Raw genomic sequence first — 489 nt, 5'->3', positions numbered from 1 at the left:
CATCGGTCACGGTGACAGTACGGGTACCTGACGGCCAGTCCACACTGCTTTCACGCTGGCGCGGAAAAGCCGCGCTCGCCGCCTTTACAATGTCCCCGACGATTTTTTCCGCCCTCAGCGTACCGTTTATCGTACAGTTTTCAGCTATCGTCACATTACTGAGCGTCCCGGAGTTCGCATTCACACTGCCACTGATATCCGCATTTTTAGCGGTCAGCTTTCCGTCCGGTGTCAGGGAAAAGGCCGGAGGATTGCCGCCGCTGGTAATGGTGGGGGCCGTCAGGCGCTTCAGGAACACGTCGTTCATGAATATCTGGTTGCCCTGCGCCACAAACATCGGCGTTTCATTCCCGTTTGCCGGGTCAATAAATGCGATACGATTGGCGGCAACCAGAAACTGGCTCAGTTTGCCTTCCTCCGTGTCCTCCATGCTGAGGCCAATACCCGCGACATAATGTTTGCCGTCTTTGGTCTGCTCAATTTTGACAG

The 489-nt window shown here is 55.2% G+C and carries 1 protein-coding gene; it reads right to left on the bottom strand.

Going from position 1 to position 489, the window contains the following annotated elements:
* Positions 1 to 489: DUF1983 domain-containing protein (locus MKD49_RS25765; protein WP_252697715.1), on the bottom strand; the 489-nt coding region annotated here is incomplete at both ends.

Source organism: Herbaspirillum sp. WGmk3 (genome assembly GCF_023952535.1).
Classification (GTDB): domain Bacteria; phylum Pseudomonadota; class Gammaproteobacteria; order Burkholderiales; family Burkholderiaceae_D; genus Herbaspirillum; species Herbaspirillum huttiense.
The sequence above is the reverse complement of the archived record's forward strand: the minus strand, read 5'-3'. Positions and strand labels throughout refer to the sequence as shown.